We start from the raw sequence: 1,149 nt of genomic DNA on the forward strand, positions 1-1,149 counted from the left end.
GGGACCGTTGCAAAAGGTGTGCGGAGCTGATTCCTTGGTGGTCGAGGAGTGAGGCGATGGTTGAGAAGCGGACAGGTCAGTTCAGTTTCGTGGAGGCGCTGGCGCCGCAACTGAGCACGGGGAGTGGTCGGCTGGATCGGCTGCACGCTCTGGTGAAGTGGTACCGGTTCGAGAAGCTGTTGGTGTCGTTGCGGGAGGGTGGTGGCCGCCCGGCCTATCCGGTGCTTGTGATGTTCAAGGTGCTGCTGCTGCAGTCGCTGTACGGGCTGTCGGATGCGGAGACGGAGGAGGCGCTGCTCGACCGGTTGTCGTTCCGCCGGTTCGTGGGGTTGTCGCTGAGCGATGCAGCGCCGGACCACAGCACGATCTGTCGCTTTCGCAACCTGCTGGTCGAGCAGGGCGTGCTGGAGAAACTGTTCACGGAACTGGACCGGCAGCTGGACAAGGCGGGGCTGATCCTCAGGCGGGGCACGATGCTCGATGCAACCGTGATCGAGACATCGGCGGCACGTCCCGATGGCGATGCTCGTCCGTCGAGTGACCCCGATGCGCGCTTTGCCGCGCGTCAGGGGCGTCAGGGATCACGCTTCGGGTACAAGATGCACGTCGGCGTCGACCAGGGCTCGGGGCTGATCCGCGCGGTGATCACGACGCCGGCCAACGTCAACGACACGGTGCCCGCCGACGCGCTGATCCGCGGAGACGAACGCGCGGTGCTGGCCGATGCCGCCTATCACACCCATGCCCGCCAGGCCGCGCTCCAGGAACGTGGCATCAAGCCACGCCTGATGCGTCGCGCGAACAAGAACCACCCGGTGCTGCCGCCACGGCTCAGGCGCTACAACCGCCTGATCGGCTACCAGCGTGCTGCGGTCGAGACGACCTTCGCAACCCTCAAGCGCCGCATGGGCCACACCCTCATCCGCTACCGTGGCCTCGTCAAAGCCACCGCCCAGATCCAGCTCGCCGCCATCGCGTTCAACATGCGCCGATGGGTCACACTCGCAACAGCCTGACCACGCCCGGACTCCGTCCAGCGCACAACGGAATACCCCAAAACCAGCGAAAAACGACCTCAGCGGCGCCCTTGCTGCCGCCAACTTCACCCTAGCGTCGCCGGCACACCTCAAAACTCGACTTACGCAACGG

1 protein-coding gene is annotated in these 1,149 nt (G+C 65.4%); it reads left to right on the forward strand.

The annotated features are described in order from the left end of the window. Window positions 1–56 precede the first annotated feature (56 nt). Window positions 57–1,016, forward strand: coding sequence for an IS5 family transposase (locus tag SPR01S_RS21030; protein ID WP_066593814.1), 960 nt, complete (start codon window positions 57–59; stop codon window positions 1,014–1,016). Window positions 1,017–1,149: the final 133 nt, after the last annotated feature.

Origin of the sequence: Sphingomonas pruni NBRC 15498 (assembly GCF_001598455.1) — a bacterium.
GTDB lineage: Bacteria > Pseudomonadota > Alphaproteobacteria > Sphingomonadales > Sphingomonadaceae > Sphingomonas > Sphingomonas pruni.